Origin of the sequence: Labrys wisconsinensis, assembly GCF_030814995.1 — a bacterium.
GTDB lineage: Bacteria > Pseudomonadota > Alphaproteobacteria > Rhizobiales > Labraceae > Labrys > Labrys wisconsinensis.
Genome location: NZ_JAUSVX010000016.1, coordinates 215,234 through 221,792, shown reverse-complemented (window position 1 = coordinate 221,792; position 6,559 = coordinate 215,234). Strand labels below are relative to the sequence as shown.

5 protein-coding genes are annotated in these 6,559 nt (G+C 67.4%); all 5 read right to left on the bottom strand.

The features are described 5' to 3' along the window. Positions 1-133: 133 nt before the first annotated feature. On the bottom strand, positions 134-1,312 hold the full coding sequence (locus QO011_RS32645) for an ABC transporter ATP-binding protein (RefSeq protein WP_307281898.1): 1,179 nt from the start codon (positions 1,310-1,312) through the stop codon (positions 134-136). Between the two features lie 18 nt (positions 1,313-1,330). Further along, positions 1,331-2,482: an alpha-D-ribose 1-methylphosphonate 5-triphosphate diphosphatase gene (locus QO011_RS32640; protein ID WP_307281895.1), complete on the bottom strand. Its 1,152-nt coding sequence runs from the start codon at positions 2,480-2,482 to the stop codon at positions 1,331-1,333. Between the two features lie 78 nt (positions 2,483-2,560). Beyond that, positions 2,561-3,820 carry an extracellular solute-binding protein gene (locus QO011_RS32635; RefSeq protein ID WP_307281892.1) on the bottom strand — a complete coding sequence of 420 codons (1,260 nt, stop codon included), beginning with the start codon at positions 3,818-3,820 and terminating at the stop codon, positions 2,561-2,563. A gap of 280 nt (positions 3,821-4,100) precedes the next feature. Next, positions 4,101-5,417 carry a M20 family metallopeptidase gene (locus QO011_RS32630; RefSeq protein WP_307281889.1) on the bottom strand — a complete coding sequence of 439 codons (1,317 nt, stop codon included), beginning with the start codon at positions 5,415-5,417 and terminating at the stop codon, positions 4,101-4,103. A gap of 33 nt (positions 5,418-5,450) precedes the next feature. Then, positions 5,451-6,350 carry a MurR/RpiR family transcriptional regulator gene (locus QO011_RS32625; protein WP_307281887.1) on the bottom strand — a complete coding sequence of 300 codons (900 nt, stop codon included), beginning with the start codon at positions 6,348-6,350 and terminating at the stop codon, positions 5,451-5,453. Positions 6,351-6,559: the final 209 nt, after the last annotated feature.

Below are 6,559 nucleotides of genomic sequence, written 5' to 3'. Positions count from 1 at the left end.
GGCAGGAAGAACAGCAGGACGAGCAGCAGGAAGGCGGGACCGGCCAGCGCATAGGCGACGAGCGCGTCGGCAAGCCGCAGCCGGCCGATGACGGAAGCAAGCGGCGGAACCGCCGCAAAGGCAGGAGGCTCGCTCATCGCACCCCTTCCCGGATCGGCGTGACCGATGCCCCGCTGGGGGAGGCGCTCCGGCGCAGGCGTCGCCCGGCGCAGGTGAAGAGCAGCGCTCGGTCGGGCCGGACGCCGAGATGCAGCGTCTGGCCGGCGCCGATGTCCGGGGCTCGTTCGGCCAGCAGCCTCGCGATCAACGGCTGGTCGACGCCGGCGAGATCGAGATGAACGAAGAGGTCGGAGCCCATATGCTCGATCATGCGCACCACGCCAGTGAACGCTCCGGGGCCGCCATGGTCGGCGAGATGGAAAGCCTCCGGGCGGATGCCGAGGGTGAGCTGCGTGCCGGCAAGCGCGTCGGCCTCGATCGCGAGCGTCGATCCCGCCACATCGATCAGGCCGCGCTCGCGCACCACGCCGTCGAGCATGTTGATCTTGGGCGAGCCGATGAACTCGGCGACGCGCCGGTCGTCGGGATCGGCGTAGATCTGCTGCGGCGGAGCGACCTGCAAAAGCTCGCCGTCGAGCATCACCGCCACCCGGTCCGACAGCGTCATGGCCTCGGCCTGGTCGTGGGTGACGTAGACGAAGGTGGTGCCGAGGCGCTTGTGCAGCTCCTTGATCTCGGTGCGCATCTGGACGCGCAGCTTGGCATCGAGATTGGACAGCGGCTCGTCCATCAGGAAGACGGCGGGATGGCGCACCATCGCCCGGCCCACCGCCACGCGCTGGCGCTGGCCGCCGGAGAGCTGGCCGGGCTTGCGGGCCAGCAGATGGCCGATGCCGAGGGACTTGGCGGTGCGGGCGACTTCCGCATCGATCGCGTCGATTGTCCCTGCCGTCCCGGGCAGCAGACGGCCGAGAAGCGGGACCCTCTGGAGTGCGGAGAGCCGGCGCATCCGCAGCGGCAGCGCCATGGTGGCGGCGACCGTCATGTGGGGATAGAGCGCATAGGACTGGAACACCATCGCCACGTCCCGGCGCTTCGGCCTGAGGCCGTCCACCGCCTGCCCGCCGATCGCGACCGAGCCGGCATCCTGCACCTCGAGCCCCGCCAGGATCCGCAGCAGGGTCGACTTCCCGCAGCCCGACGGCCCCAGCAGCGTCAGGAACTCGCCATCCGAGATCGACAGCGAAACGCCACGTAAGACCGACGTCTGGCCATAGGCTCTCCGGATGTCGTCGAGTCGCACGCTGGCCATCTCACGCCCCTCCCGGCATCAATGAACGCGTCGGCCCGAGCGCCAGACAGCCCGCAGGATCGGAAGGTCTTCGTGCAGGCTGACCCGCAGAAGATCCGCCCTCTTGCCCACGGCGATCCTTCCCCGATCGGTCAGTCCGCAGACCTCCGCCGGGGTGCTGGTCACGGTCGCTATGGCCCGAGGCAGATCGTAGCCGATGGGCTCGCAGGTCAGCATGAAGGCGGATTGCAGCAAGCTGACCGGCATATAGTCCGATGCGAGAATATCGAGCGCGCCCTGCTCGGCACAGTCCCGAGCGGACAGGTTGCCGATATGCGAGCCGCCGCGCACGAGATTGGGCCCGCCCATGATCGTCTTCAAACCCGCAGATTGTGCCGCCCGGGCCGCTTCGATGGTTGTCGGAAATTCGGACGCGGTGCTTCCGAGCGCCACGGCGTCGGCGATATCCTCAACCGTGGAATCATCGTGTCCACCGAGCGCGATACCGCGGTCATGGGCGATCCGGGCAATGGCCCGGCGGTTGGACGTGGCATACCTGGCCCGGGCTTCCTGCTCGGCCGCCAACATCCAGTCGAGCTCGCCGTCGGTGAGCCCTCGGCCCTTCTTGCGATAGGCGCGCCACGTCTGGACGTCCCGGAACACACGCTGGCCCGGCGTGTGATCGAGCAGGGTCAACATCCGGATCGGCAGGTCCGCATCGAGCCGGCTGAGGCGCTCGCTGATTTCGGCGTCGGTCACTTCGCAACGGATGTGCAGAAAATGGTCCGAGCGCAGGGCGCCAATCTTCTGGCTCTGCGTGATCCCTTCGATGATTTGCAGGGCGAGCTGTGTGCGGCTGCCGCTTGCACCGCCGAGCGAAATCGCATCGCTCAGCGAGATCGCATCGAGAATGGTGGTGACACCCACGCCGACCACATAGGCGTCGTGGGCTATGGCGGCAAACCGGCTCGGCCAGATGACGTTCGGTCTTGGGGATATCAGCTTCTCGATGTTGTCGCTGTGCACGTCGACGAGACCCGGCGTGAGATAGTCGCCTTCGAGGTCGATTCCATCGCGTGGAACGATGCCGCCCTGGTCGATGCTCGAAATGACACCGTCTTCGACGGCAATGCTGCCGTCGATCACTTCGTTGTCGAGAACGATTTTGCCGTTGTGGAAGACTTGCTGCATGACCTGGACCTATGAGCGCGGAGCAAAGGAGCGCCGGACGCGCTCCTCGTCACGATGATGCGTCGGATCGGAGCGCATTCAGTTTGCCAGCATCCGCTTCGCGGCATCGACCATCTGAGGCATGATCTGGGCTGGCGTCTGCTTCTGCGTGACGGCCTCCCGCATCAGATCGCGCAGGGCATTGGAGATGCGTTGAGCGTTCGGGCCGGGAAACGTGAACGGGCCGGTGATGCGGGAGAGCTGATCGACCGCAGCTTTGACGCACGGATCGGAATAGCGGTTTGCCCGGAACTCGGGATTCGCCAGCACCTTCGTGTTCGTCGGGATGTACCCGGTATATTTGGCCACCAGGAACTGGCCGACTTCCCCGCCCGCGAACTTGATGTATTCCCAGGCCGCGCGCTGCTTTGCCGGATCCTTGCTCAGAATCATCCCGGCATTTCCGCCTGCCGGAAAGCGTCCGTCCGGATCGGGCAGCGGAAACGTCGAGCAGCCGAGCGTGAAGCCGCTTTCCCCGGCCGCTTTCCGGAAATCGATGATCGACGATGAGGTCGAGGCATATATTCCCAGGCTTCCTGCCTTGAAGGATTGGATCGCCTGGTCGCGCGTGGTGTCCATCATGCCGGAGGCACCGAGCTCCCGCAGCGTCTCCAGCGCCTTCATGCCGTCGGCGCCATCGAACCTGATCTGCTTCAAGTCCGCCGACATCATCGCCCCGCCCTGGCCCTTCAGCAGCGCGTCGAAAGTCAGGTTTGCGACGATATAGTAGTAATCGAAGTAGAGACCGGTTCCGGGACCCGATTTTTCGGCGATGCCTTTCGAAAGCCTGGCGACGTCGGTCCAGCTTTGCGGGAGCTTGGCGACGTCCCATCCGGCATTGTTTGCCTGGTTGAGATTGTAATAGATGAACGGGATGGACGTGTTGAAAGGAAGGCCGTAGATTTTGCCGTTCGCTCGCGCCATGGTCGTGATGTTCGGGAGATATCCGAGGCCGGACCAGTCGGTTTCAGCGGCGATCATCTCGTCGAGCGGAACTGCGAGATTGCGGTCGGCGGTCTGCTGTACGAAGTTGTAGGATTGGAAGGCGACGTCGGCACCGTCGCCGGTGATTGCGTTGCGGAGGCTGCGCTGCAGGAGCTCGTCGTAGGTCTTTGCCGGCGAGTTGAATTTCACGACGATATCGGGATGCGCCTTCATGAAGGCGTCACCGATCGCCTTGTGCATGTCGAAATATTCCGGAAACGCCGTATCGACGGAGATCTCCACCGGCGCCGCGTTGCAGAGGCTCGGCCAGAAGGCCGCGAGCATCGCGGCCGTCGCCAAAAGCAATCTCGACATATGAGCTTCCTGTGCTGTCCCGGAATGAGCGTCTTTCCGGAGCAAGGAATAGGAAGGCTCTATGAAGTCCCGGTGATGGGATGGCATGTCGGGTTGGACAACCCAGCCGGTTGTCTGCGCCGAGCCGATGCCGGACTGCCTCGGGCGTCTCGGCCGCCGTCGAAGACGCGTCCCGTGCGCCCCACGAGGAGGCGGGAAGGCCAGGCGTCGAGCGCGACGCCGGATATCGGCGCTTCCCGCGGCCCTGCGCTGCAGCGATCGGGCTGAGCAGGAACGCGCCTCAGCGCACGCCGCACCAGTCGAGCACGGTGGCGGCGATCACCTTGGTGGTCTCCATCAGCGAGGCGAGGTCGACATATTCGTCGTCGCCGTGGAAGCCGTCGCCGGACGGGCCGAAGATGACGCCGTCGACGCCGGCGCCGGCATAATGCGCCGCGTCGCACACCGCCACGAAGCCGCGCACCGCGGGGGCCGTGCCGAGCGCCGCCTTGCGGCGGATCAGCGAGGCGACGAGGGGGTGGTCGGTCGGCGTGTTGAGCGGCGGGAAATGCAGGCCGCCGAGCTCCCATTGGATGGTGGGCGGATGCTCGCGCAGCCAGGCATCGGTTCCGGCGAAATGGTGGACGAAGGCCTCGAAGTCGCGGCGATACGCGGCCGAGGTCTCGTCGGGCAGGAACTTCATGTCGAGGTCGATCACCGCCGTGTCCGGGATGATCGCCGGATTGGTCATGATGATCGGCAGCCCGTCCGGTCCGAGCCCGGCGCCGGCGCGGATCACGCCGGGATTGATGGTGTTCATCCCCACCGGCAGCAGCGGGTGCGAGCGCGCCCGCGTGCGGCCGGATTCGTAGTGGCGTAGCGCCTCGACGAAGCGGGCGGCGAGCTCGACGGCGTTGACGCCGGGCTCGAGCCGTCCGGGCTCCTGGCGCTGCGGATAGATCTCGTTGTAGCGCCAGGCCGAGTGCGCCGTGCGGCCGCGGATCGTCACCCGCGCCCATTCCAGGCCCCCTTCGGCCGGCAGCACGTCGCCCCAGGTCGGCTCTGCCACCAGCACCGCCTTGGCGAGCTTGCCGCGCTTCACCGCCTCCATCGCGCCGAAGCCGCCCGCTTCCTCGTCGACCACCGTGTGCACGGAGAGCCGGCCCTCGAGGTCGATGCCGCAGCGCCGGATGGCGCGGACGGCGGCAATGCAGGCCGCCACGCCCGCCTTCATGTCGATCGAGCCGCGGCCGTAGAGCCGGCCGTCGCTGACCTCGCCGCCGAAGGGATCGCGGCTCCAGCGCTCGCGCGCGCCGACCGGCACCACGTCGATATGCCCGCACAGGATCAGGCTGCGCGCCTCCTCGCCCGCCTTGTCGGCGATCAGGTTGGGCCGGCCGGGCAGGGCGTCGTGCTGCGCGGTGGCGAAGCCTTCCGCGCGCAGGATCGGCTCGAGCAGCGCCTGCACGTCCGCCTCGCGGTTGAGGCCCGCCTCGGCCTGGAACTTGGGATTGACCGAGGGGATGCGCACCAGGTCGCGCGTCAGGTTCACGACCCAGTCGCGATTGCCCTCGATCTCCGCCTGCACCGCCGCGACGGCGGCCTCGATCTCGCTCATGTCCTGCTCCTGTCCGGGGTGCCCGCGCGGGCGTCAGGGGGTCTGCATCGGGCCGCGGCCCGACGGCGTGGCGGGGTCGTCGAGCGTCACCGCATTGGCGTGGCGCACGCGCTCCAGCGCCTCGATGCGCGCCCGGCCGGCGCTGGTGTGCGGGGCGAGGCTCATGCCGTGGGCCACCACCGCCTCCATCTGGGCCACGGCCGGCGCCAGCGTGTCGTAGGGGGAATCGACCACGATCGAGGAAATCATGGTGACCTCGGCCAATTCGGCGATCGGCGACAGCCAGGGATCGGTGAACAGCAGGATGCGCACGCCGCCCCGGGCCGCCTGGGTGGCGAAGGCGATCACGTCGGACTGGTAACGCCGGTAGTCGAACACGATGAGGAGGTCGCGCTTGTCGAGGTCGACCAGCAGGTCGAAGGTTTCCGGGCTGAGCACGCCGATGTCGCGCACGCCCTGGCGCAGCTGCACGAGATAGCCGGCCAGCATGGTGGCGACGTTGCGGCTGAAGCGCCCGCCGAGCAGCACCACCTGGCGCCTGGCGCCCCAGATCAGCTCGGCCGCCCGGTCGTAGGACTGGGCCGGCAGGGCGGCGCTGGTCTCGTCCAGGCTGCGCGCCACCGAGGCGAGATAGTCGAAGGCGGCATTGCCGCCGGCGGCGCTGCGGCGCTTGGCCTCCAGCATCAGCAGCGGCGAATGCAGCCGCGCCTCGACCTCCTCCAGCAGCCTCGCCTGGAAGTCGGGAAAGCCGTCATAGCCGAGCTTCACCACCAGGCGGACCACGGTGGGGTCGCTCACCCCGGCGCGCTTGGCCAGGCTCGCCGCCGTGCCGAGGCCCGAGCGGGGATAGTCGGCGAGCAGGGCCTGGACGATCTTGGTCTCCGACGGCGTCAGCATCAGACCGGGCTGGGTGAGAGCGTCCCTGATGGCCAAGCGTCCGGTCTCCCCGCATCTCCGTCACAATGCAAGATAAGTTGCAGCAAGCGTCGATCTTGTCAATTCTGAAGCGATATTGACAGTGGGCATCGCCGCGCGGCGAGCGACATGCGTCCGACGCGCTGCCGCGTTACCGTGCCCGATATGCCGTGCGCCCGGGCCGGTGTGCGGGAACGCACTGCCGGCCGCCGGGATTGCCGCGACAA